The sequence below is a fragment of the Paramesorhizobium salinisoli genome (assembly GCF_003335045.1).
GTDB classification, from domain to species: Bacteria; Pseudomonadota; Alphaproteobacteria; order Rhizobiales; family Rhizobiaceae; genus Paramesorhizobium; species Paramesorhizobium salinisoli.
The window spans coordinates 70244-93312 of the sequence record NZ_QOZG01000009.1 but is presented as its reverse complement, the minus strand read 5'-3'; the positions used below and the strand labels follow the sequence as shown (position 1 = coordinate 93312).

Here is a 23069-nt window from a genome sequence, read left to right as displayed (position 1 = left end):
TATTTCAAAGTGTTAGAGCGTCCGTTGCGTGTCCAATTGGACGCGCGGCGCTCTTCTCGCCGCACGGGAATGCCCCGTGCGGCCTCCCAAATATGAGGCGTTGCCATGCCTGTTTATATCGCAAAGCGCCTGCTGGTCGCGATCCCGACACTTCTGATCATCTCGATCTTTGTCTTCTCGTTGCAGAAGCTTCTTCCCGGCGACCCCATCCTGGCTATGGCCGGCGAGGAACGCGACCCCGCCACCCTGGCCTTCCTGCGTGAGAAATACCGGCTGAATGATCCGGTGATCATGCAATATTTTCACTGGCTGGGCGGGATTCTCACCGGCGATTTCGGCATATCGCTGCGCACCAATCAGCCCGTGCTGGAACTGATCGGCCAGAAATTACCGGTGACGATCCAGCTCGCGATGATGGCGATGTTTTTTGCCCTGGCGATCGGTATTCCCATGGGCATCCTCGCCGCGGTGTGGAAGAACACCGCCATCGACTATTTCGCCAACTTCGTTGCGCTTTGCGGATTGTCGCTGCCGAATTTCTGGCTCGGCATCATGCTGATCCTGCTGGTATCCGTGAATCTCGGCTGGTTGCCCGCCTCCGGGTATGAATCGATCTTCGTCGATCCGGTCCGGTCGATCAAGACGACGCTTATGCCGGCCTTCGTGCTTGGGACCGGGCTCGCGGCGCAAATCATGCGTCACACCCGCTCCTCCATGCTGGGCGTCCTGAGCGCGGACTATATCCGGACAGCCCGCGCCAAAGGCCTCTCGCCATGGACGATCGTCATGAGCCACAGTTTCCGCAATGCGCTTCTCCCCATCGTCACGATGAGCGCACTGCTCTTCGGAGAGCTCCTGGCCGGCGCGGTGCTGACGGAGCAGATCTTCACCATTCCCGGCTTCGGCAAGCTCATCGTCGATGCCGTCTTCAACCGCGACTACGCCGTCGTCCAGGGTGTGGTCCTTTGCACGGCCATCGGCTTCATTCTCATGAATCTCGTCGCCGATATCCTTTACGTCCTGTTGAACCCGCGCCTGAGGGTAAATCTATGACCGTGCTCGAAACCATCGCGCCATTGGCAAACCGCGAGCCCAGCCGCGCGTGGCGGAAACTACGGGCGAACAAGGGGGCCGTCGTCGGCCTTGTCATCATTCTCTTCTTTGCCGTGCTTGCCGCCATGGCGCCCCTGCTGCCGATTGCCGACCCGCTTGCGACGAGCTGGACGGCGCTTCGCAAGGCGCCGTCTGCCGCCCATTGGTTCGGCACCGACGATCTGGGACGCGATATCCTGTCTCGGATGATCTGGGGCGCTCAATCGTCCCTGCTTGCAGGCGTCGTTTCCGTCGTAATCGCCGTCATCATCGGCGTGCCGTTCGGCGTCATCTCCGGTTATTTCGGCGGCTGGGCGGATCTGGTGATCTCACGGGTCACGGACGCATTGCTCGCCCTGCCCTTCCTGATCACCGCGATTGCGCTTGCCGCCTTTCTCGGACCCAGCCTGATGAATGCGATGATCGCAATCGGTCTATCCGCGATGCCGATCTTCGTGCGGCTGACGCGTGGTCAGGTTCTGGCGGTCAAGACGGAGGATTATGTCGAAGGTGCGCGGGCGGTCGGCCTCGGCCATCTCGACATCATGTGGCGCTATATCCTGCCCAACGTCCTCGCGCCGATCATCGTGCAGGCGACGCTGACAGTGGCGACCGCGATCATCGCGGAAGCAAGCCTCTCATTCCTCGGGCTCGGTCAACAGGCGCCGGCGCCAAGCTGGGGATCGATGCTGAACGTGGCAAAGAACTTCCTGACGCAGGCACCCTGGATGGCGATGTGGCCCGGTGCTGCAATCTTTCTCGTCGTGATGGGCTTCAACCTCCTCGGCGACGGCCTTCGCGATGCGCTCGACCCACGCGAAGCATGAATTGAAAAAAGGACTGCAATCATGACTGAATTCACGACACGGCCCGAAATCCTCGGCACCTTCGGCGTCGTCACATCCACGCACTGGATCGCTTCTGCGGTCGGCATGGGCATACTGGAAAAGGGCGGCAATGCCTTTGACGCAGCCGTCGCGACAGGCTTCGTGCTGCAAATCGTCGAGCCGCATCTCTGCGGTCCGGGCGGCGACATGCCCGCCGTGATCTATTCGAAGAAGAAGGACAGGGTTGAGGTTATCTGCGCCCAGGGGCCCGCCCCTGCCGGCGCCACCATCGAACATTATACCGCCGAGGGACTGAAGCTCATTCCGGGTGACGGACTGCTTGCCACCGTCATTCCGGGCGCATTCGACGGCTGGATGCTAATGCTGCGCGATTATGGAACGATGAGCGTCCGCGATGTGCTGGAGCCGGCGATCTTCTATGCCGAGCAGGGGCATCCGATGCTGGCCCGCGTGTCCGACACCATCAAGGGGCTCGCCGACTTTTTCGAGAAGGAATGGCCGACCTCATACAAGACCTGGGTGCCCGGCGGGGCCGTTCCCGCGCCGCAGTCCAACTTCAGGAATCCGGTGCTTGCGGAAACCTGGAAACGCATCGTCGCGCAGGCCGAGGCAAGGACTGGCCGCGAGGAACAGGTCGAGGCCGCGCGCGATGCTTTCTACCGCGGCTTCGTTGCAGAGGCGATCGATGACTATCTGCGGGATGCCGAAATCATGGACGCCAGCGGTTCCAGGCACAAGGCTGTGCTGACCGGCGAGGATATGGCGAACTGGCGGGCGACCATCGAGCCGCCGCAGACCTATGATTATCATGACTGGACGGTCGCCAAGACGCAGGCCTGGGGGCAAGGTCCGGTGCTTCTCCAGTCCCTGGCGCTTCTGAAGGGCATGGACATCGGCGCCATGGATCCGGCAGGTCCGGATTTCGTGCATGTGGTCGTGGAGGCGATGAAGCTCGCCTTCGCCGACCGGGAGGTCTATTATGGCGACCCGGCGTTCTCGCAGGTGCCGACCGGGCACCTGCTGTCCGATGGCTACAACCATGATCGTCGCAAGCTGATCGGCGCTGAAGCGTCCCATGAATTGCGGCCGGGAAAGGTTCCCGGCTACGACCATCAATATGATCTCACCCTGTCGATGCTGAGCGAGATGAGTGGCACGGGTACCGTCTATGAACCTACGATGGCGCACCTGTCGGAAAAGCGCGGCGACACGGTCCACATCGACGTGATCGACCGCTGGGGCAATATGGTCTCGACAACGCCCTCGGGCGGCTGGCTGCAGTCTTCCCCTGTCATTCCCGACCTTGGTTTCGCGCTCAATTCGCGGGCCCAGATGTTCTGGCTGAAACCGGGCCTGCCCACATCGCTGGCCCCCGGAAAACGGCCCCGCACGACCCTCACGCCATCGCTGGCGCTTCATCAGGGACGACCGACCCTCGCTTTCGGCACCCCCGGCGGCGACCAGCAGGACCAATGGCAATTGCCCTTCTTCCTGCGCTACGTCCATCACAAGAAGAACCTGCAGGCGGCGATCGACATGCCCCTCTTCCACACATCGCATTTTCCCGGCTCGTTCTATCCCCGCACCAGTTCGCCGGGTGAGATCATGGTGGAAAGCAATATTGGAGCTGGTGTGCTCGATGAACTCAGACGCCGCGGGCACAAGATAACGGTGGCCGATCCCTGGTCGGTCGGCCGCCTGACGGCCGCAAGGCTGGACAAGGACGGGCTCATGCGTGCCGCTGCGACCCCACGCCTGATGCAGGCATACGCGGTAGGAAGATAAAGTCCATGGCCGACCTGCCCATTTTGTCCGTCCGAAATCTCACAACCTCATTCCTGTCGGGCGGTGTATGGAAGAGTGTGGTTCGTGATGTTTCCTTCGATGTGCGACCGGGCGAGACGGTTGCAATCGTCGGGGAAAGCGGCTCCGGCAAGAGCGTCACTTCGCTTTCCATCATGAGGCTTCTGGCGCCCGGTTTTAGCCGAATCGAAGGCAGTATCCTGCTCAACGACAGGGACCTGCTCGCGCTTTCCGAAAAAGAGATGCGTGGTGTCCGCGGCAACGAAGCCTCGATGATCTTCCAGGAGCCGATGACCAGCCTCAATCCCATCTTCACGATCGGCCGCCAGATCTGCGAAGTCCTGACGCGTCACAAGGGCATGTCCCGGCAGGAGGCACGCGCCGAGACGATACGTCTGCTGGAGAAGGTCCGGATTCCGAATGCCGGAGCGCGCTTCAACGACTATCCTCACCAGTTCTCGGGAGGAATGCGGCAGCGTGTCATGATTGCCATGGCACTGGCCTCCAGACCCAGGCTCCTCATCGCAGACGAACCCACCACGGCGCTTGATGTCACCATTCAGGGGCAGATCCTCGACCTGATCAAGGTTTTGCAGGAAGAAGAGGACATGTCGGTCCTCTTCATCACACATGACATGGGTGTCGTGGCGGAAATCGCCGACAGGACCGTGGTCATGTATCGTGGACAGCAGGTCGAGGCCGGGCCGACCGACGAGATTTTCCAACGGGGTCAGCACCCCTATACGCGCGCGCTCCTGGCCGCCGTGCCCAGGCTCGGCTCGATGCAGGGCCGAAAATGGCCGACGCGCTTTCCCGTCGTTGACATAGCTACCGGTGAAACGATGGAACCGTCTGAGGTCGCCGGCACCGTCGCCAGGGGAATGACACCAATCCTCGCTGTGAAGAATCTCGTCGCGCGCTTTCCCGTTCGTTCCGGTATTCTCGGACGCCAGACAGGGTCCGTGCACGCGGTTGAAAACCTCTCCTTCGATCTATTCCAGGGCGAGACCTTGTCCCTTGTCGGCGAATCCGGTTGCGGCAAGTCGACGACCGGCCGGTCTATCCTGCGGCTGGTCGAGCCGACGGACGGCGAAATCCATCTCGACGGCTATGATATACTGCGCCTGGATCAGCCAGGCCTGCGCCGCATGCGCAAGAGCGTCCAGATGATCTTTCAGGACCCCTTCTCCAGCCTCAATCCTCGAATGAAGGTGGGATCCACCATCGCCGAACCCTTCGTCAAACACAAGCTCGGGACAGCAGGTCAGGCGCGCGAAAAAGCTTGTGACCTTTTGGAACAAGTGGGTCTCTCCAGTACAATGATGGACCGCTATCCGCACGAATTCTCCGGTGGCCAGCGGCAGCGCATCGCCATAGCCCGAGCACTTTCGCTGGATCCGAAGGTCATCGTTGCGGACGAAAGCGTCTCCGCACTGGACGTCTCGATCAAGGCGCAGGTCTGCAATCTGCTCCTTGATCTGCAACAGAGATTGAACCTTGCCTTCCTGTTCATCAGCCATGACATGGCGGTGGTGGAACGGGTAAGTCATCGCGTGGCGGTGATGTATCTTGGTGAGATTATCGAGATCGGCCCTCGTGCCGCGATATTCGACAATCCTCAGCACGACTACACGAAGAAATTGATGGCGGCGGTTCCGGTGCCGGATACCGCTCGCCGGGGAATCCGCCGCAATATCTCCAATGACGAACTCAGGAGTCCTGTCCGTCCGGTCGGCTATCAGCCTCCGGCAAGAACATACCGCCATGTCTCGGAAGGCCATTTGGTACAGATAGCGTAATTGGAACGGCGGCTCGGTCCGCCCGATGTAGCCGGCCAACCGGCAATGCGCACGGCAAGCTGGCGGGAGGGATCAACCCAGCGCTGGCAGAGTACCCGGCAAAACCCCTCATGCAACACCTGGATCGCGAGCTTGATTAGATCAACTTATCTGATATGGATCGGGTTGAAATGATCTGAGGACATCGCCATGAGCAACCGGTTTCTGATGATAACCCCGGATAACGGGAAGGAGGTTTTGAAATGCCTCTCGGCTCCGGCGCGCCTGTCGATGCTGGAACTGCTGCATTCGCGCGGGTCCCTGAATGTCAATGAGATCGCTGATATTCTGGATTTGCCGCAATCGACTACCTCCACCCATCTCAACCTGCTCGAAGAGGTCGGCCTCATCCGCACGGAAGTGCAGAAGGCGCGCAAGGGCAATCAGAAGATCTGCCACGCCGTACACGAGGAGATCGTGCTGTCCTTTGCCAGCCCCGCAAGGACGGCCGACGAGGCGATCGAGGTCGCCATGCCCGTCGGCCTTTACAGCGGCTACGACGTCGCCGCGCCCTGCGGAATGTGCGCGCAAGACGGCATCATCGGGTATCTCGACAATCCGGATACCTTCCTCACCCCCGACCGGATGAAAGCCGGATTGCTGTGGTTCACAAGGGGTTACGTGGACTACCAATTCCCAAACAATGCCCGGATCAAGGGGACGGAGGTCAGGGAACTGGAACTGATCCTGGAACTCTCGTCGGAGGTTCCAGGCACCTCCGACAACTGGCCGTCTGACATCACCGTATCGATCAATGGCAAGCCTGTCGCCACCTGGACATCGCCAGGCGACTTTGGCGACCGGCGCGGAAAATATACGCCGGACTGGTGGAAGCTTCGCGGCAGCCAGTATGGTGTTCTGAAGTGCTTTCGCGTGACCTCCAGCGGCACATTCATCGACGGCGTACGCGTTTCAGACGCAAGCCTTGGGGATCTCGATCTCCTCGGCCACAGGTCCATCCGCCTGCGGATCGAGGTGCCCGAAACGGCCGAGCACCCCGGAGGCATCAATATTTTCGGGCGAGGCTTTGGAAATTATGATCAGGACATCGTTCTGCGACTGAAGACCTGATTTCCCCGGGCAAGACCGGTTGACGTCCGCTTGATCGCGTGTAACATATCTCCAATAATGATATATATCTGATTTATAGATATAGTGGGAGAGAAAGCATGCGGGCAGGCGGAACCGTTCACAGCGGTTACATCATCAGCACCATTGATCCACGCCTTTACGGTTCGTTCATCGAGCATCTGGGCCGGGCTGTCTACACGGGTATCTACGAGCCCGATCATCCGACGGCTGACCGCAACGGCATGCGCCAGGACGTCATCGATCTCGTTCGCGAGCTTGACGTACCGATCGTCCGCTATCCCGGCGGCAATTTCGTTTCGGCCTATGATTGGGAAGATGGCATCGGCCCTCGCGACGAGCGCCCTGTTCGTCTGGATCTCGCCTGGCACAGTTCGGAGTCCAATCAGGTCGGCATCCACGAATTCGCCGATTGGGCCGAAGCTGCCGGCACCGATATGATGCTCGCCGTCAATCTGGGTTCGCGCGGTCTCGATGCGGCGCGCGCCTTCCTCGAATATGTGAATCACCCGGGCGGCAGCTATTGGTCGGACCTGCGCCGCAAGAACGGCCGTGAAGCACCCTGGGGCGTCAAGATGTGGTGCCTGGGTAACGAGATGGACGGCCCCTGGCAGATCGGCCAGAAGACCGCTGAGGAATATGGTCGCATCGCCTTCGAAACCGCAAAGGCCATGCGGGCCTTCGACAAGTCGATCGAGCTCGTTGTCTGTGGATCGTCATCCCCCAGGATGGCCACCTATCCGGCCTGGGAAGCGACAGTTCTCGACTACACTTATGATTCCGTCGATTACATCAGCCTTCACATGTATTTCGACAATCATGCGGGCAATACGGCCGATTATCTGGCGCAGAACGCCCGGCTCGACGACTATATCGGCACCGTCGCCGGCGTCATCGCATACACCAAGGCAAAGAAGCGCTCGAAGAAGAACGTCTATATCAGTTTCGATGAATGGAACGTCTGGTACCATTCGCGCGAAGCCGATAAAAAAGTTCTGGAGGGCGGCGATGGCTGGCCTCATGCGCCAGCGCTCCTGGAGGATATCTATAATTTCGAGGATGTGCTGCAGGTCGGCTGCATCCTCAACACCTTCATCCGCCGTTCGGATGTGGTGAAGGTCGGCTGTCTGGCCCAGCTCGTCAACGTCATCGCTCCCATCATGACGTCAGCCGGCGGCCCGGCATGGCGCCAGACGACGTTCTTCCCCTATTTCTTCGCCTCGCATTTCGGACGTGGAAAGGCACTCCAGCTTTCCCTCGACTGTCCGACCTATTCCACCGATTTTGCCCAAAACGTGCCCTATCTCGACGTCTCGGCGGTCGAGACCGACAAGGACGGCGCCCTGACCTTCTTCATCGTCAACCGCCATCAGGAAAAGGCGATCGAATTCGACCTTGCCCTGCAGGGTTTCGGCGAGCGCAAAGTCATCATGGACAAGGTGATCGAGGGGCACGGACTTCGTGATGTCAACGGGCCGGGACGCGAAGCGATAGCGCCGCGCGACGGAACGGGCGCAAAAATATCGGACGGAAGGCTTACCCTGGCCATCGCCCCGCTAAGCTACCGGATGATCCGGCTCGGCACGTGAGGCAGGACGGAGGGTCGGGAGGAGAACCCATGTCGGCATCGATCGAGATCACCAATGTCAGCAAGAATTACGGCACACTGACAGTGCTGGACGACATTTCGCTCTCCATAAAACCGGGTGAATTCGTCGTCTTTCTCGGCCCGTCGGGCTGCGGCAAGTCCACGCTTCTGCGCATGATCGCGGGTCTCGAGGACGTGACCGCAGGGACGATTTCGGTGGGCGACCAGCGGGTCGACACGCTTCCTCCAGGCAAGCGCGGCGTCGCCATGGTCTTCCAGTCCTATGCGCTTTATCCGCATATGACGGTTGCCCAGAACATGTCTTTCGGTCTCGAAAACATCAAGGTGTCGAAAGAGGAGATCCAACGGCGTGTCCATCTCGCCGCCGAGACGCTGGAAATCGCCCATCTGCTCGACCGCAAGCCCCAGAAGCTTTCCGGCGGCCAGCGGCAGCGCGTGGCGATCGGCCGCGCGATCGTCAAGGAGCCGAAGGCCTTTCTCTTCGACGAGCCGCTGTCGAACCTCGATGCGGCCTTGCGGGGCCGCACCCGCCTGGAACTCGCCCAACTGCACGCCCGGCTCCGCAGCACCATGGTCTTCGTCACCCACGATCAGGTGGAGGCGATGACGCTCGCAGATCGTATCGTTGTCATGCACAACCGCAAGATCGAGCAGATCGGCACGCCGATCACTATCTATCGCCGGCCGGCGACACGCTTTGTCGCCGGCTTCGTCGGCTCCCCGGCGATGAATTTCATCCCGGTTCAAAACATTTCGCAAAACGGGAATGGCGTTGCGATCGACGCGTCCGGCCTTGGAATACTCAATGCCGAACTCCATCTGCCGACTGCTTTTTCTCCCGAAGGCGCCGCGCTCGGCATTCGCGCGGAGGACATATCTGTGCTTCCCGCTGGCCAGTCCGGCATTCCGCTCATCGTCGAAGTGGTCGAGCGCCTCGGCGATCGCACATTGATCTATGGCCGTCTTTCCGATGGCACGAAATTGACAGCCGAAGCCGACGGCCGCGCGCAAGTCAATGCCGGCGACAGGCTCGAGATCGCACTCGATATATCGGCCATTCATCTGTTCGGGGCCGACGGTGTCGCTCACCATGCGGTGGGAGGCTGACATGGCCGAAAGTTATCGCCGCAGCCATTGGGGCCATGCCGTTTTCGTCCTGCCATATCTCACGATCTTCGCCCTGCTCCTTGCCTTCCCGCTCTTCTGGAGCGTGTGGCTCAGTCTTCACAAGGTGGATTTGTTCGGACCGGGGCGGTTTGTCGGCCTTGGCAACTACGCTAGGGTCCTGGCCGATCCGGTCTTCCTGCAGGCGTTCCGCAATACGGTCGTGTTCGTCGCGCTCAGCGTTCCCACCCTCGTGGCGCTCGGCCTCTTTCTCGCCCTGGCGCTGAACCGGACCACCCGCGCCGCATCGTTCCTGCGCGGGCTTTTCTTTTCCTCCTCCGTGCTGTCGGTCGCCATCGTGACGCTGATCTGGCGCTTCGTCTTCATCCCCGGCGAGGGCCTGATGCCGTTGATTTTCGAGCAACTCGGCCTGCAGCCGATCAACTTCCTCTCCACCGCCGGCTGGTCACTCTTCTCGGTCGGCGTGGCAACGGTCTGGTGGTGTATCGGCCTGCCCATGATGCTCTTTCTAGCAGCACTCCAGCAAATTCCGGGCGATCTCTACGAGGCCGCGGCGCTCGACAATGCAAGCCCCTGGCGCGTGCTGACACGGATTACCCTTCCATCGATCGCTCGAACGGTCATGCTGGTGACGGTTATCCAGATCGTCATGCAGTTCCAGTTGTTCGGCCAGGCACATCTGATGACGAATGGCGGCCCAAGCGGCACGTCGCGCCCGCTTGTCATGTATATCTACGAAGTGGGTTTCGTCCGCTGGGACGTCGGCAAGGGGGCGGCGGCTTCCGAGCTGCTCTTCCTCATCATCCTTTGCGCCGCCATGGTCCAGTACGTCGTCTCGACCAGAAAACCCGAGGTTGCCGAATGAGCCGGGATACGACCTACAGGCCCGAAGCCTCACGCGCCAGCCGGCCACTCCTGTGGATCGCCACCCTTCTGGCGATCGTGACGATGGCGCCCGTCGCGTGGCTGGTCGGGCTCTCGATCAAGGACAACCGCGAACTCATGCTCGGGACGGAGTCGGTTTTCCGGGTGCCCTATACGCTCATCAACTATATCAACATCCTCTACTCCTCCCAGGCTTTCGGCTGGTTCTTCAACAGCATGGTGGTCGCCATCGGCCAGACGCTGGGCGTGCTCGTCCTTTCTTCCCTGGCCGGCTACGCCTTCGCGCGTCTTGAATTTCCCTTCCGGCGGACGATTTTCGTCATCGTCCTCTTCGGGCTCGCCGTGCCGGAACAGGCCGTCATCATCGCCCGCCATCAGATGTTCAACTGGTTCGGCCTGCACAACACCCATATCGGCCTGATACTGCCGGGCTTGTCGTCCGCCTTCGGTGTCTTCCTGATGACCCAGTTCTTCAAGGCGATCCCAAGGGACATCGACGAAGCGGCGCTGCTCGACAACGCCTCGCAGTTGCGCATCTTCTGGAAGATCATGCTGCCGCTGACCCTGCCGGCGCAGGCGACGCTTGGCATCTTCACCTTCCTGCACGCCTGGAACGATTACTGGTGGCCGCTGATCTCGGCCACAAGAAAGGAAATGTTCACGATCACCATCGGCATCGCCTCATCACAACAGAACTTCGCGCAAAGTGAAGGGCTCGGTTTCCTCAGCGCGCAGGCAGTGTTCGCCAGCCTGCCGGTGCTGATCGTCTACATGATTTTCCAGCGCCACATCGTCACCGCGGTTTCCGGCGGCGCTGTGAAATGACCTCTGTTCCGGTCGGGAGGAGCTGGCCGGAACAGTTTTTAAACAGAAGGGGCGGAAGCCCCACCAAAGGGAGAGGTACTATTATGAGACATTTTCTTCTGAGCACGGCAGCAGTGATTGCTTTGAGTTGGGCCGGTGCTGCCCAGGCGCAGACAACGATCCAGCTTCAACGCTTCTTCGGCGCTTGCGAGCCTGACTATGGCAAGGTCACCGATGTCTCGTCCGCCGTCGGAGAATGCGGCATCATCACCTCGCTGATCAACAAGTTCGAGGCCGACAATCCCGATATCGACGTCAACGTGACCACTGTCAAATGGCCAGGTTACGATCAGTTGAATGCCCAGCTCGCGTCCGGCGCCGCACCCGATGTGGTGTCGATCCATTATTCCGCGATCTCGGATTATCAGGCGCGCGGCCTGATTGATTCCGTCGACGAAATACTGGCCGCGCAGGGCATCGCCCCCACGAGTTTCACGGAGGCGGCACGCGGCGGCGTCACTAAGGAAGGCCAGATGTTCGGCCTGCCCTTCGACAACTGGACCATGCTTTTCCACGTCAATCTCAATCTCATGAAGGAGGCCGGCCTCGTCAACCCCGACGGTACGCCTATTTTGCCAACCTCGGTCGACGAGTTCTTCGCACAGGGCAAACAGTTCAAGGAAAAAACCGGCAAGCCCTATCTCGTGCAGATCCTCGCCAATGAAACCGCGGTTTACGCCCGCATGCTCTACACCTTCCTGCAGCAACAGAACTCCGACTTCTTCGCCGATCCGACGAAAATCAAACTGAACACGCCGGAAGCCAAATCGGTCGTGGAATTCATGAAGCGGATCAACGATGAAGGACTTACGACGCTCGGCCTCGACTATGCGGCCGCCGTTTCCGCCTTTGCCCAGGGCGCCGGCGGCATTGCCGTAAACGGCACATGGCTGATCGGCGACTTTGTCGCGCAGTCGCAAAAGAGCAACACCGCGCTTGCGGGTGGCTACACCGTCTATCCCGTCCCGCAGCTCTTTCCAGGGCGTGACAGCACCTATGCCGATGGCCATAGCTGGGTCCTGCCGCACAAGGACCGCACGCCGGAGCAGACCGCAGCCATCGGCAAGCTCTTCAAATTCCTTGCCGATAATGATTTCCAGTGGGCTCGCACCGGACATCTGCCTGCGGTCAAGGCGGTCTTCGACACGCCGGAATTCAAGGCGCTGCCCTTCCGCGGCAATATCGCGAAAATCGCTGAGACGGGCAGGTCACTGCCCGGCGCTGTCCAGCGCCAGTTCCCCATACAGGCGATTCTCAGCGAGGAACTCGGCGCGGCCATCAATGGTGACAAGTCGGTCGATGAGGCCCTGAGCAGCGCGGAAAGCCGCATCAACGACCTCTTGGCGAACATCTGACGTAAAATCAGGCGCGATCCCGGGTCGCGCCTGTCGTCTATCTTCATGGCCGGCCGGTTGTCTTGTAGTCGTTATATGCGATCACCGGAGGCTCGGGCCGGGCTTGAGGGCGGACCGTTGTCGCAATGGTTGTTCAGTGGCCTTGCGGAAGCCGGGTTGCCGACGATTTGTATCGAGACACGGCACGCGAAGGCGTTCCTGACAAAGGTTAACAAGACCGATCGAAACGACGCTCGCGGCTTAGCCCGGATGATGCGCGTCAACCTCTTTCGACCGGTTCATGTCAAATGCTGGCGAGCCAGAAGAGTCAGCTACGGGGCTGAAGCAACGCCAGAACGATAGTTGATGCCGCCAAAACGGCTGTAAATGTCAATGGCGCTGAGGCACCATAGTGATCGACCATATAGCCTCCGAACAGCGCACCTATGCTGATGGCGACCTGGAACGAAACAACCATTAGGCTGCCAGCAGCCTCCAAGGCGTCCGCTGCACCCCGGGATAAGTTGGTAGGCAATACCACCGGAGCCATCCCAAAAGCGAAACCCCAAAGTGCAACCAGGGCAAACGCGACGCCGCTATGTGCACCCCAGAGTACAAGAGCAAGCGCTGAAAACGCCATTATGGCGCCGGTGACAGCGAGCGCCACGCGGATATTTGCGTCCGCCAGTCGGCCGCCGGCGACATTGCCGATCACAGCGGCGATGCCAAACCCGAGGAGCGCCAAGGCAATCGGCCCGGTGCCAAGCAGCGTCACTTGTTCCAGGAAGGGCCGCACGTAAACCGAGCCGGCAAAATGTCCGGTCATCAGCAAGAGGATGGCAAGCATTCCCAGTTGAACTGTGCGCCGTTTCGTCAGCCGGAAGACGTCGGAAAGACTATTGCTTGTGCTTGCGGGTAGCGTCGGCAAGCTAAGTATTTGCAGCAGCATCGCAATCGCTGCGAGCCCTGCAGTTATGGCCGTAGCGGCACGCCAGCCGAGCCAATCGCTAATCAAAGCACCCATAGATGGTGCAGCTATGGTGGCAAGAGAGACGCCGAGGGTGACTATAGCCATACCCCGACCTGTCGCATTGGTGCCAACCAATCTCGCCACGACGGCAACTGAAAGCGCCCAGAAACCACTGAGCGCGATGCCCAGCCCCGCTCGGCCCAACAACAATAGCCAAAAATCCGTCGCGAGCGCGGCCACGAGATTGGAGCCGATAGCCAAGGCACTTAGGCCAACCAGGACAGTCTTCCGGTTCAGTTTGCCTATGAGAACATTGCTCAACAAGGCCGCCACCGCGCCAACAGACGCCGTGGCGGTGACAACTTGACCGGCGGTTCCCTCGCTGACGCCAAGATCACGCGCCATTGGTGTCAACAGACCTGCCGGCAGGAATTCAGCCGACACCAACGCAAAGCTTGTGGCTGCCATTGAAATAACGGCAAACCAGGTCGTGGGAGTCCATGTATTCGAAACGGTAGAATCGACGCCAATCGCGGCGTCAAGCTGTGATGTTGTGTCCGTCATTGAAGTACCTCCAAGGTTTGGAGGTCTTAATAGCGGAGTCTTCCAGGATGATATGTATCCTAAAGTCCGAATTCTATGTCCGTTCGTCCGGAAATGGTGCGACGCACAACACCAGGTGAAACGCTGGTGATGCGTTTGAAGGCGCGGGCGAAAGAAGCTTCAGATTCATAGCCCAGTTGAGAAGCGACCTCGGCAACCGACATGTCTTGACCTAGCAACTCTCGCGCAAGCTGCATGCGCAGACGGGCGAGATACCGTGCCGCGCCCTCCCCTAAGATGGCGCTGAAGCGTTCCGCGAAGATCGAGCGCGATTGGCCTGCCACGCCAGCAAGGGTCTCAAGCGTCCAGTCATGGCCGGGATTTCGGTGCATGGCTGCCAGCGCACGACCGATATGAGGATCACGGATCGCGGCGAGCCAGCCACTGGTCGATACTCCGCTGCAATTGACCCAGCAGCGAATAAGCCGCGCGACGAGTACGTCCGCCATGCGTGACAAGACTGTGGCGCTGCCTATTTGGGGCTGCGACGCCTCTGCCGTCATGGCGGAGAGGAGGGGGCCGACGATCGGATCATTGCCTGCAACATCACAACCCTTGATGATCGGCGGCATCAGAGCGATCAACGGGTTGAGGGCATTCGCACCCAAAGTCATGGAACCGCAGAACAAGGTACTCGTCGCTCCTGTTCCTTCCTGCACCACATCACAGACATTGCCCCCCAATTTGGTGACCTGACAGCTCCTAAGCGAGTCCCCGACAACATCAGGCTTACTGGCCAGTCGGTGTTCGACACCTTGTGGCAACAACACCAGATCGCCGTTTTGCAGCTCCTGCCATCCTTGAACTTCAGTATGGATCCAGCATGGCCCCTCACTGACGAAATGAAAGCGAAGCAGCTGTTGCTGCGGGAAGGCGATGCTCCATGGATGACGCAGCTCGCAGCGGCCGTAGTTGACTCCACTCAGGCGAAAGTCCTGGAGAACTTCGCTTAGCGCGTCCGCAGGAATTTGCGTCGGAGGCTGGGATGAACGATCAAGCATTGGGGTAATTTATATGCCGACCGTCCGGACCGCAAGTACGGCTCCTATGTTATGGCCGGCTCGGGATCATCAATGGGAATGAGAGCAACTGACCCCCTCGTTGTAAAATTCCAATGTCTCAGCCTAGCTGACACTGCGACCCGGCTTCCAGTTGCAGGTTTCGTTCCGGAGGTGCGACATCCACTGCTGTTTCCCTTTGCTGCCCGCGCAATAACAAGCGTGGGGGCGCGCTTGTGTGTCTCGGACACACGCGAAAATTCCAGCGGCAGGACAGGCCTGTCCGCAAGCCACTCCATGGTACTTGTCGAAGTCCGATCGTTTGTCCCAGATCAGGGAACCCCAAGGAGGGCGATACAGGGTGCGGCTGGCTTATTCGTCATCGGCGTCGGAGCCTCTGGATAAATAGGTTTCGATCAGACCGACGCGATGGGCGATGCCGTTGCTGATCGATTCAACCATGTCTTGCGGGAAGCCGGAAGGAAGTGCGTCGATCACGACAGACGTCTGACGGGGAGCCTCGGCGGCAAGATCAGTACACAGGGTGCGCATCAACGGTGTGCCGATTGCCGGCGATATCTGCCGTCTGCATGAAATGCCGGGCAACGATGTCGTTGAGCGCATAGTGACGGTTCTTGCCCACGGACATGGCGAGCTTGAATTTCTTGCGCACGATCTGATGGGCATCGAGGCTCGGCTGAGCGCTGAGCACATCATAGAGCGGCGTCATGCGGTAGCGTCCGCCAGGTGTCAGAAAGATGCTGAAATTCTTGGCGTGGCCGTCAGTTGCCCCCAACAGCCAGAAGACGATGTTGGCACGCATGAAGGTTGCAATATCCTCATCCGGCGTGTCGCTGCCTTTGAGCAGTTCGAGAATCTCGCGCATGCCAGGGCCGCCGTCGGACTGGTACTTGCGGGTCGGCGGCACGGAAAGTGCCTGGCAGCAATCTTCCTGCGGTAGGCGGATCAGTCGCTCATCCTTCGTCCAGCGCCGGTCGAAACGCTCCACGATCAGTGTGCGGCGTTCACCAAAATCAGCGATCTCAACGGCGGTTACCAGTACGCGGAACGCTTCCAGCAGTTTGAGGCAGAGATACTCATTTTCGACACTATTTGAGAGGTCGATGCCATTCGACAACTGGCCGATCTGCGGTTTCAAGATGTGCGTGGTGGCGGTCGTGCCGGTGGGTTTGAACCATTGGCCGTCCTTGCGCAGCAGCGCCGTTTTCTCCTGCGCACCGGCAATGGAGATTCTGAAATCGTCATCCTCGCCCATGCCCAGCGGGGCGGTGGCAAGATTGGCGATAAGATCGGCGATAGCCTTGTCATCGACCGGCTGGCCGTCAGTGCCGCCGGTCAGGCCGGGATCGATTCCGTCCGGCAGAAATTGCAACGCGCCGACGCAGTCATGGCCGAGAGCGGTGAGCAGGCTGTAAGCGTCCGTGCCGTCCGCCCCGACACGTTCGGCAACGCGCTTGCGGATCGCGTCCTTGTCCGGCAGAAGATTGTCGAAGACATTGATCACCGGCGCGCCGATATACCGATCTTCGCGCAGGGGCAGCGACAGAGAGACGGCGAAAGCGTTGTCCCAGGACAGCCAGCCCGGGTCGTAGCGGAAATCGATCGCGCCCGTGGATTCGCGCCGCAGCACTCCGACTAGGCGACCGTTCAGGAAGACATTGAGTGGGGCGTGCGGCGGCGGCGAGCCATCAGAACAGGTCCTCGATGTCAGCGGCACTGCCCTTGCTGCGTGACCGGACCACCAATTCAAGATCAAGCGCCGACAGCGCCGCCATCAGTGTGCGCAGCTGGACAGCCGGCTCACCGGCCTCTAGGCGGGAGACGGTCCCCTGGCGCAAATGAATATGGTGGCCGAGACCTGACTGGGTCAGGCCAGCCTGCTTGCGGGCGCGGCGCAGAATAGCGCCAAGCTGTTTTTCGTTTCGGGCAATGGAGTCGGTCATGGGGACACCTCTGATCACAATATACGCGACTCCGTATATAACATCAATATACGCCATCGCGTATAAGCAAAAATTATACGGAAATGCGTATAACGGCACTTTAGACGCAAATACGTATAAGGGTCTTTACCGCTTGCGACATAGGCGTGGTATGGGCACGATAGCCAAAATGGCTCTTTTGGGTGATTTGCCCCTCGAAACCCATGGCAGCGAAAGACGCCAAAAACGCCTTCGGAATGATGATCGATCTGGCGCGGGCCGAACCCGTCTTGATTGAGGAAACATGGCCGGCAGGTCGTGGTGGTGATGGCGTGGAAGTCGCCGAACTTTCATCCGATGGCTATTGGCGTCTCGGCCGTTTCAATTACGCCTAGGATACCATTGGAGAAACCCGGGAGGACTCAAGTCCGAGGATTTCGCGGCTGTCGCTGACGCCGATGAGCAGCGTGCCTCCCTGACTATTGGCGCAGGCCGCGATCGTCTTGACGATCACCCTTCAGTGTCGGCTTGAGGCAGGCGTTGAAGGCTAAGCCGCGATGAAGTGCGGAAGAATGCCCGCCCCTTCGATCCGTTATTTGCAGTCACGGTTGGAGATCTCGCCGTCGGGCATGACCGTCCGGCATAGGATGGCAAAGCCGTATCCGCCTGATTTGAGAGACGTTTCGGTGAAGATGCTGGCACCGGTCAGATTGGCTCCCGAGAGGTTGATTTTTCCGCCAAAGGGCGTGTCCCCAGGGACCCGGCTGTTGCTGGGATCATACACATCCACATTGATTTCGGCCGGCGGGATGCCGGTGGCGTAGCCGGTGATCTTAGCATCACGCAGATTGGCGCCGGTGAAATTGGCGCCGAGGAACACGCCGCATATCTCTGCTTTCTCCAGATTGGCGTCGGCGAAGTCAGCTCCGGTGAAATCTGAGCATGCGCCGCTCATCGACGCGGGGGCGCTTTGCACGCGCACCAGCCTGGCGCCTTTCAATACCGTACCATGCATGCTGATTTCATAGAGATTGGCATCGGTCAGATTGGCACCGCTGAGATCGGCATAATCCATGCTGTTGCCACCGAGATTGGCGCCGGTGAAATCGGCATTGCGCAGACTTGCATTGTTCCAACTCATGCTGGCGAGCGCGGAATCATATTTCGTGGGGCAGGTGACGAAATTGGTGTGGTCGAATTTGGAGCCGTCGAAGGTGCCGTTGACGACCGCGTTGACCGTGCAGTTGATGAGGCCATGGTCGGCGGTCTCGGCGGGTTTGATGCCGGAAAAGTTCTCATTGGGATAGTTGCAGCCGAAGCACTGGCCCGTCTGCCGGAAAAGTGCCAGCCCGACGCGCTTCTGAGTAGCGGCCAGCGCGGCGTTGAGCCGCTCGTTTTCCTTGTCGTAGAGCGCTTTCAGGCAAGAGGTATCGCCGCCGCACGCCGCTCTTGCCTTCAGCCATGCGCGTTGTTCGTCCACTGCCTTCTGCCGCTCGTCCCCTTTCACCAGACGGAGCAGGGTCTGGTATGTGTATGCCAGGCCGTCATCGGCGCTCGAAAGGTCCGGGTTGGCGCAGATCGCCTTCTCGTCGGGTGCCCTCGCCCGGCCACAATCGAAACTCGCAGCACCTGCCGACATCGTGCCTCCGGCAAGAATAAAAAAGAGCACGCCTAGTTGAAGGAAAATGCGCCGCATCGATCTGCTCCTTTTACCTGGCCCGAATAACGCCAAATATATCTGTATATTTTATGAAGGCATATGTGAGCAAAGCATGAAGAAAATACTTCGGATACGGGCAACCAGGTGAGAAGTCCGGAAAGAAGGGAAGCAGGCCGGTTCGCCAGATGCATGCGCTTCATGCGTTCTTCGCGGCTGCTGGCCGGGTTCGGCCCGAAGATGGCCGATATCTGCTTCTGGCGGGCCCGCACCGCGTTCCACATTCATCGTCCACGATGCGCAAGTGCGGAACCTCGGTCCTGATCCATGCGCTTTCCGGGTTGAGGCGCGAGACACGCTTGCCGGTGGATGGGTCCTTGACGAAGCGCAGCCGGTTCCAGACGAGTACGCCCGCATATAGCTCATTGTTGATGATGCCGGTGCCGCGCGAGACATGGCCGCGAATGCTAGTGTCGCCCCAGGTGCGGCCAAGGGGGCCCGGAACCCCTTCCCTGTTCAGATCCTTGGCAATGCCTTCGGGCTTTTGCCGGACGCAAATTCGCGGAAGATGCGGCAGATGACGTCCGCTTCCTCCGGAATGATCTCCCGGTCGCCCCCGATCGGCTCGCCATTGGCGTCGAACTTCTCACGACACGATAGCCATAACAAAGCCCCCGCCCCGCCTTGCCCTTCTCTACCCTACCCCGAAGGCCTCCGTTCAAGCCATGCAATCAGGTTCGCCCTGACTTCGGCCGTCATTCGCTTTGGCACGTGGGCCGCTCGGCGGGGCACTGGCGGACCCACCTCAAGTGCTAAGGCGTATAACCTCGCAGCAGCATGAATCCTGCGTCGCCGCTGTAGGGCAGTCCATGGGAGTTTCCGTTGTACTTCGCTCAGCTCAGCGCCTTTCGCACCATCGCGGTGTCGACATACTGCTGCATGCGAATGATCTTGCCGTCCTTCAATTGATAGAGATGGGCGAAGGCGGCGCTCACGGATTTGCCGGTTGCCTTGTAGGTGCCGGAGTAGACGCCGAAGGCGGCGATGCGGTCGCCATCGGCGAGGTAGGTATGGGCGTCAGCCCTGTAGCCATCCCATTCGGTCGCGAGCCGATGGAAGACGCCCCTTCATCAGGGCGTCCACGCCTATATAGGTGCCCGCATAGGGGAAACCCTCGGCTTCCGTCCACTCCACATCCGGGGAGAGAACCGCAAGAAGGTTCCGGCCGTTTTCTTCGGAGGACCTTCATAGGTCCCCCCGCACCAGTCCGAGATTCGTGCTCATGTCAGCCCCATTTCATCTCGCCTGTCGCGACCTTCGAGCCAATGTCGAGGGCGACGCCCATTCCGAGGTTGGGGAAACGGGCTTCCATCGCGGCCTTGAGCGAGGCGGCATCCTTGGCCTTGGCCAGTTCTTCCTCGAACGCGAGCAGGTAGCTCTTCGTGTGCTCGATTGCCGAGATGTCGGTCGTGGCTTCCGGCACCATATGGCCCGGAACGACGACGGCCGGCTTGCGGGCGGCGATCGCGTCGAGGTTGGCTATCCAGGCCGCGCGCTCCTCCTTCGTCGGCGTATCGGCAGTCCAGACATGCACGCCTGAGAAGATCATCAGGCCGCCGAAGACGGCCTGCAAGGAGGGAACCCAGAGATAGCGGCGGTTCGCCAGTCCCTCGGCCGCAACGATCTCGACTGTTTCGTTGTCGACAGAAAGAGTCTTGCCGTCGAAAGCTTCCGGAAAGACCACATCGGAAAGCGTCTGCGGGCCGTTCTCCTTGAGCTGCGGCCCCCAGGTGTCGAGCTTCTTTTCGACATTGGCCTTGATGGCCGCAAGCGTTTCAGACGCGGCAATCACCCTGGCATCGGGGAACGCCTCGCGAACGGGCTTGAGGCTGAAGTAATAGTCCGGGTCGGACTGGCTGATATAGATGGTAGTCAGCGTCTTGCCCGTGGCCTTGATCGCCTCAGCCAGCGCGTTTCCATCCGGATAGGTGAAACCGCCATCGATGAGCAGGGCTTCGGCAGGGCCGGAGACCAGCACCGGGGCGCGGAAGAAACCGTTCGGGCCGGCGGGAAAATGTTTCCAGGCGAGCGTCGAGCCGGCGGCGCGGAGCAGGCTGGCGGGGGCTATGGCGCCAATGGCGGTCGTCGCGATGGTCATGGTCAGCAGCTTTCTTCTCGTAAACATACGCATTTTCCTTCTGGAAAGGGCCATTTAGGACACGCGGGTCCAGCTGCCCGTGAGGGTAAGGAACTGGTGATCGGGCATGGTGATTGCGGCGTGCACTGTCGCGTTCTCGAAGTCCTCGACGTGGCTCACGGTGGTGCCATCCGCCTCTTTCCAGGTCACCATGAAGACATCGGGTCGGATGAAAGTGGCCTGATAGTTTTCGGTTGCTGCCTCGGCGTCGAAATCGGCAGCAGCGAACGGTGCCCAACGCAGCGTCTTGCCATCGGCATTGAAGGCGACGCGAAAGACAGGGTCGCCGTAGTCCGCCTTGTAGACATGGCCAGTTGCTGGAAATGCAGTATCTGTCACTTGGTCACTCCTCGGAAAGGTAAGCTATTGTCATTCACGCGGCGCGAAGACTTGCGATCAGCGCATCGGCGTCGCCATAGAGAGCGCTCGAACTGACGATGCGGGCGTCCTGTCCCTGTCCGGCGATAAGCGTCGGTACACCACGCGCACCGAAACGGCGCATCTCAGACTGTGCCGCCTCTATCCGGATCCGGTTGGCGGCGTGCAAGGCCTCGTCGGGTGTTGTAAAGCGCTCAGCGGCCTCGCCGAAGTCCAGTTCGGTGAGAACATCGGCGATCACGGCCGGATCGCTATTGTCGCGCCCCTCGACATAGCGGGCGTGCTGGATAGCCTTCAGGGCCTCGAACTCTCGCTGGGGAGCTGTCAGACGTACAGCGGTCAACGCCAAGTTGGCCGAGCCGGAATCCATGCGGCCGGTGCCGCTGTCCAAGACGTTCTTGCGATAATCTTCGCTGAAAACCTGGCCGGTGAGCTGTGTGATCCGCATATCTGACGCCCATGCATGGGCCGCGAAGCCGGGGGTCATCGGAAATGCGCCGGTGCCGGCGAACAGCCCGGTGGGATTGGCGGTGACCGTTATATCGTCCCGCTGCATGAGCTTCTGCACAGTGGGTGAGGCACCGTAGCACCAGCCGCACAGGGGGTCGAATAGATAGGTGACTCTCATGTTCTAAGGCCTCCAAGGCATCTGAAGGCAACATAGATGTGTGATATTGGTAGATAAATACCGCTAAATATGACAATCTGTATGCAATTGACTAACAATAGGGATAACGAATGGAGGCGGTGAATCTCAACCGGCTTGCCTATTTCGCCGCTGTGGTGGACGCTGGTTCGTTCACCCGCGCTGCCGAACGGCTAGGTATCACCAAGACGGTCGTCAGCCAGCAAGTGGCCCGACTCGAGGATGAGTTGAAGACGACGCTTCTGATGCGGACCACCCGCCGCGTCGAGCCCACCGAAGCTGGTCGACTGCTTCACGCCCGTAGCGTCATGATTCTGCGCGAGGCGGAAGACGCGTTTAGCGAAATCGACCGGTCCAATGCCGAACCCTCCGGCGCGTTGCGGATAGCTGCGCCCAATGATTATGGTGCCTCGGCCATCGCTCCGCTCGCTGCCGCATTCTTGCGGCGCTATCCCGCTTGTCAGGTCGACCTGAGGCTGTCGGATGCGCGTATAGACCTGATCGCTAACCAGATCGATCTATCGATCCGCGTCGGCTGGCTCGATGATTCCAGCCTTCAGGCGAGGCGGATCGGCTCGTTCCGCCAGTTTTTGGTCGCAGCGCCGGATGTTGCGGCGACGCTGCGTATCAGCGATCCGGACGACCTTTCCAGCGCACCGTTCATTGCGAATGGCGCGCTTCGGGAGCCTCTTGTCTGGCACTTTTCCAGGGAGGATTTCAACCGCCGCACGATCCGCATGCGTTCGGCACTGGCGATCGATAGTACACCCGCCGTGCTGGCAGCGACGCTCGCCAGCGCCGGGCTGTCTGTGCTGCCGGATTACCTGATCGCCGGGCATATCGAAGCGGGATCGCTTGTCTGCGCCCTGCCGGAGTGGTCGCTGCCGGCTGGCGGCATTCATGTCGTTTATCCCACGGCCCGCTTCCGCCCGCCCAAGGTCACCGCCTTTGTCACCATGCTCGTCGCCCATGTTCGAAAAACCGAGCAGCCAAGGTCAAAGTGACGAGCATTCTGGATCAGCACGGGATCTGCCGGTTCGTCGGGGCACCACGCCAACCGGGAGCAGCGCGAAGCATTAAATGGCTCATAAAACCCGAAGCGTTGCCGATCGTCAGATAGCTCATCCCTTATAATCTCTGAGGAACGGCACCAGGGCAGCAATTTGACAAAAGGGGTAGTGTTGGCGAAT

General features: G+C 59.9%; 23 protein-coding genes and 2 pseudogenes. 13 read left to right on the top strand and 12 right to left on the bottom strand.

Annotated elements, in window-relative coordinates:
• Positions 1–105: 105 nt before the first annotated feature.
• From DUT91_RS19580 to DUT91_RS26750, 11 genes and pseudogenes are all read left to right on the top strand, one after another.
• On the top strand, positions 106–1053 hold the full coding sequence (locus DUT91_RS19580) for an ABC transporter permease (protein ID WP_114442190.1): 948 nt from the start codon (positions 106–108) through the stop codon (positions 1051–1053).
• Entirely contained in the window at positions 1050–1919 is an 870-nt protein-coding gene (locus DUT91_RS19575) for an ABC transporter permease (RefSeq protein ID WP_114442189.1), read from the top strand. The genes DUT91_RS19580 and DUT91_RS19575 overlap by 4 nt, the downstream gene beginning before the upstream one ends.
• Before the next feature lie 21 nt (positions 1920–1940).
• Positions 1941–3725, top strand: coding sequence for a gamma-glutamyltransferase family protein (locus DUT91_RS19570; RefSeq protein ID WP_114442188.1), 1785 nt, complete (start codon positions 1941–1943; stop codon positions 3723–3725).
• Positions 3726–3730: 5 nt separating this feature from the next.
• The gene (locus DUT91_RS19565; protein WP_114442187.1) at positions 3731–5542 is read left to right on the top strand and encodes an ABC transporter ATP-binding protein; all 1812 of its coding nucleotides are present in this window, start codon (positions 3731–3733) and stop codon (positions 5540–5542) included.
• A gap of 189 nt (positions 5543–5731) precedes the next feature.
• Entirely contained in the window at positions 5732–6652 is a 921-nt protein-coding gene (locus DUT91_RS19560) for an ArsR/SmtB family transcription factor (RefSeq protein ID WP_114442186.1), read from the top strand.
• A gap of 98 nt (positions 6653–6750) precedes the next feature.
• Positions 6751–8259 (top strand): arabinosylfuranosidase ArfA, encoded by a 1509-nt coding sequence (gene arfA, locus DUT91_RS19555; RefSeq protein ID WP_114442185.1) that lies wholly within the window; start codon positions 6751–6753, stop codon positions 8257–8259.
• Between the two features lie 29 nt (positions 8260–8288).
• A complete protein-coding gene (locus DUT91_RS19550) occupies positions 8289–9386 on the top strand; it encodes an ABC transporter ATP-binding protein (RefSeq protein ID WP_114442184.1) in 1098 nt (365 codons plus the stop codon).
• Position 9387: 1 nt separating this feature from the next.
• On the top strand, positions 9388–10269 hold the full coding sequence (locus tag DUT91_RS19545) for a carbohydrate ABC transporter permease (protein WP_114442183.1): 882 nt from the start codon (positions 9388–9390) through the stop codon (positions 10267–10269).
• Positions 10266–11114: a carbohydrate ABC transporter permease gene (locus tag DUT91_RS19540; RefSeq protein ID WP_114442182.1), complete on the top strand. Its 849-nt coding sequence runs from the start codon at positions 10266–10268 to the stop codon at positions 11112–11114. The genes DUT91_RS19545 and DUT91_RS19540 overlap by 4 nt, the downstream gene beginning before the upstream one ends.
• Before the next feature lie 83 nt (positions 11115–11197).
• A complete protein-coding gene (locus tag DUT91_RS19535) occupies positions 11198–12508 on the top strand; it encodes an extracellular solute-binding protein (protein WP_114442181.1) in 1311 nt (436 codons plus the stop codon).
• Positions 12509–12598: 90 nt separating this feature from the next.
• Positions 12599–12796 (top strand): annotated as a pseudogene (locus DUT91_RS26750) (IS110 family RNA-guided transposase); the annotation flags it as partial.
• A 19-nt stretch (positions 12797–12815) separates the two neighbouring features.
• Here DUT91_RS26750 and DUT91_RS19525 read toward each other — a convergent pair.
• From DUT91_RS19525 to DUT91_RS19510, 5 genes are all read right to left on the bottom strand, one after another.
• On the bottom strand, positions 12816–14021 hold the full coding sequence (locus DUT91_RS19525; protein ID WP_114442180.1) for an MFS transporter: 1206 nt from the start codon (positions 14019–14021) through the stop codon (positions 12816–12818).
• A gap of 59 nt (positions 14022–14080) precedes the next feature.
• Positions 14081–15061 (bottom strand): AraC family transcriptional regulator, encoded by a 981-nt coding sequence (locus DUT91_RS19520; protein WP_114442179.1) that lies wholly within the window; start codon positions 15059–15061, stop codon positions 14081–14083.
• A 369-nt stretch (positions 15062–15430) separates the two neighbouring features.
• Positions 15431–15556, bottom strand: a complete 126-nt coding sequence (locus DUT91_RS27200) for a hypothetical protein (protein ID WP_281032624.1) — start codon at positions 15554–15556, stop codon at positions 15431–15433.
• A gap of 34 nt (positions 15557–15590) precedes the next feature.
• A complete protein-coding gene (locus DUT91_RS19515; RefSeq protein ID WP_245419812.1) occupies positions 15591–16796 on the bottom strand; it encodes a type II toxin-antitoxin system HipA family toxin in 1206 nt (401 codons plus the stop codon).
• Positions 16768–17022 carry a helix-turn-helix domain-containing protein gene (locus DUT91_RS19510; RefSeq protein WP_114442178.1) on the bottom strand — a complete coding sequence of 85 codons (255 nt, stop codon included), beginning with the start codon at positions 17020–17022 and terminating at the stop codon, positions 16768–16770. Before DUT91_RS19510 ends, DUT91_RS19515 begins: the two co-directional genes overlap by 29 nt.
• A gap of 203 nt (positions 17023–17225) precedes the next feature.
• Here DUT91_RS19510 and DUT91_RS26745 point away from each other — a divergent pair, with 203 nt between their 5' ends.
• On the top strand, positions 17226–17396 hold the full coding sequence (locus DUT91_RS26745; protein ID WP_245419811.1) for a hypothetical protein: 171 nt from the start codon (positions 17226–17228) through the stop codon (positions 17394–17396).
• On the opposite strand, the gene DUT91_RS19500 is transcribed toward DUT91_RS26745, so the two are convergent.
• The 7 genes and pseudogenes from DUT91_RS19500 to DUT91_RS19470 form a co-directional block, all read right to left on the bottom strand.
• A complete protein-coding gene (locus DUT91_RS19500; protein WP_245419810.1) occupies positions 17393–17515 on the bottom strand; it encodes an ATP-binding protein in 123 nt (40 codons plus the stop codon). The two genes, DUT91_RS26745 and DUT91_RS19500, sit on opposite strands and share 4 nt — an antisense overlap.
• A gap of 78 nt (positions 17516–17593) precedes the next feature.
• Positions 17594–18697 carry a pentapeptide repeat-containing protein gene (locus tag DUT91_RS19495; RefSeq protein WP_114442177.1) on the bottom strand — a complete coding sequence of 368 codons (1104 nt, stop codon included), beginning with the start codon at positions 18695–18697 and terminating at the stop codon, positions 17594–17596.
• Between the two features lie 160 nt (positions 18698–18857).
• Positions 18858–19178 (bottom strand): recombinase family protein, encoded by a 321-nt coding sequence (locus DUT91_RS26740; protein WP_245419826.1) that lies wholly within the window; start codon positions 19176–19178, stop codon positions 18858–18860.
• A gap of 478 nt (positions 19179–19656) precedes the next feature.
• Positions 19657–19719, bottom strand: a pseudogene (locus DUT91_RS26735) (nuclear transport factor 2 family protein); the annotation flags it as partial.
• A 224-nt stretch (positions 19720–19943) separates the two neighbouring features.
• The gene (locus tag DUT91_RS19480; RefSeq protein ID WP_114442176.1) at positions 19944–20843 is read right to left on the bottom strand and encodes an MBL fold metallo-hydrolase; all 900 of its coding nucleotides are present in this window, start codon (positions 20841–20843) and stop codon (positions 19944–19946) included.
• Positions 20844–20870: 27 nt separating this feature from the next.
• Complete coding sequence (locus DUT91_RS19475) at positions 20871–21194, bottom strand: MoaF-related domain-containing protein (RefSeq protein ID WP_114442175.1); 324 nt, start codon at positions 21192–21194, stop codon at positions 20871–20873.
• Positions 21195–21228: 34 nt separating this feature from the next.
• Entirely contained in the window at positions 21229–21861 is a 633-nt protein-coding gene (locus tag DUT91_RS19470; protein WP_114442174.1) for a DsbA family protein, read from the bottom strand.
• A gap of 110 nt (positions 21862–21971) precedes the next feature.
• Between DUT91_RS19470 and DUT91_RS19465 the strand changes: the two genes are divergently transcribed.
• Positions 21972–22883 carry a LysR family transcriptional regulator gene (locus DUT91_RS19465; RefSeq protein WP_114442173.1) on the top strand — a complete coding sequence of 304 codons (912 nt, stop codon included), beginning with the start codon at positions 21972–21974 and terminating at the stop codon, positions 22881–22883.
• Positions 22884–23069 lie beyond the last annotated feature (186 nt).

Coding starts and splice junctions, on each gene's coding strand:
- DUT91_RS19520 (WP_114442179.1), bottom strand. CDS start 15,061: ATGCTTGATCGTTCATCCCAGCCTCCGACGCAAATTCCTGCGGACGCG.
- DUT91_RS19580 (WP_114442190.1), top strand. CDS start 106: ATGCCTGTTTATATCGCAAAGCGCCTGCTGGTCGCGATCCCGACACTT.
- DUT91_RS19495 (WP_114442177.1), bottom strand. CDS start 18,697: ATGCGGCGCATTTTCCTTCAACTAGGCGTGCTCTTTTTTATTCTTGCC.
- DUT91_RS19470 (WP_114442174.1), bottom strand. CDS start 21,861: ATGAGAGTCACCTATCTATTCGACCCCCTGTGCGGCTGGTGCTACGGT.
- DUT91_RS19525 (WP_114442180.1), bottom strand. CDS start 14,021: ATGACGGACACAACATCACAGCTTGACGCCGCGATTGGCGTCGATTCT.
- DUT91_RS19550 (WP_114442184.1), top strand. CDS start 8,289: ATGTCGGCATCGATCGAGATCACCAATGTCAGCAAGAATTACGGCACA.
- DUT91_RS19535 (WP_114442181.1), top strand. CDS start 11,198: ATGAGACATTTTCTTCTGAGCACGGCAGCAGTGATTGCTTTGAGTTGG.
- DUT91_RS19540 (WP_114442182.1), top strand. CDS start 10,266: ATGAGCCGGGATACGACCTACAGGCCCGAAGCCTCACGCGCCAGCCGG.
- DUT91_RS19465 (WP_114442173.1), top strand. CDS start 21,972: ATGGAGGCGGTGAATCTCAACCGGCTTGCCTATTTCGCCGCTGTGGTG.
- DUT91_RS26745 (WP_245419811.1), top strand. CDS start 17,226: ATGGCAGCGAAAGACGCCAAAAACGCCTTCGGAATGATGATCGATCTG.
- arfA (WP_114442185.1), top strand. CDS start 6,751: ATGCGGGCAGGCGGAACCGTTCACAGCGGTTACATCATCAGCACCATT.
- DUT91_RS19565 (WP_114442187.1), top strand. CDS start 3,731: ATGGCCGACCTGCCCATTTTGTCCGTCCGAAATCTCACAACCTCATTC.
- DUT91_RS19480 (WP_114442176.1), bottom strand. CDS start 20,843: ATGTTTACGAGAAGAAAGCTGCTGACCATGACCATCGCGACGACCGCC.
- DUT91_RS19575 (WP_114442189.1), top strand. CDS start 1,050: ATGACCGTGCTCGAAACCATCGCGCCATTGGCAAACCGCGAGCCCAGC.
- DUT91_RS19570 (WP_114442188.1), top strand. CDS start 1,941: ATGACTGAATTCACGACACGGCCCGAAATCCTCGGCACCTTCGGCGTC.
- DUT91_RS19560 (WP_114442186.1), top strand. CDS start 5,732: ATGAGCAACCGGTTTCTGATGATAACCCCGGATAACGGGAAGGAGGTT.
- DUT91_RS19545 (WP_114442183.1), top strand. CDS start 9,388: ATGGCCGAAAGTTATCGCCGCAGCCATTGGGGCCATGCCGTTTTCGTC.
- DUT91_RS19510 (WP_114442178.1), bottom strand. CDS start 17,022: ATGACCGACTCCATTGCCCGAAACGAAAAACAGCTTGGCGCTATTCTG.